At 71.7% G+C, this 237-nt stretch carries 1 protein-coding gene; it reads left to right on the plus strand.

The window, feature by feature from the left end:
• Nucleotides 1-237 (plus strand): HAD-IC family P-type ATPase (locus KVS71_RS18750; RefSeq protein WP_217585286.1); only part of this gene is annotated, 237 nt, incomplete at both ends.

The following is a 237-nucleotide window of genomic DNA, read 5'->3' on the forward strand; positions in this document are numbered from 1 at the left end:
GGCCGAGACCGTGCGGATGCTCCACAGTCAGGGCATCGAGACCGTCATGCTCACCGGCGACAACGAACGCTCCGCCCGCGCCATCGCCGCCCAGGCAGGCATCGACGATGTGCGGGCCGGGCAGCTGCCCGCCGACAAGGCCCACGCGATCGAATCCCTGACCAGCGTCCGCCCGACGGCCATGGTCGGGGCCGGCATCAACGACGCCCCAGCACTAGCGACCGCCCCGGTCGGCAT

The sequence above is a fragment of the Microbacterium sp. GbtcB4 genome (assembly GCF_019091465.1).
GTDB classification, from domain to species: domain Bacteria; phylum Actinomycetota; class Actinomycetes; order Actinomycetales; family Microbacteriaceae; genus Microbacterium; species Microbacterium paraoxydans.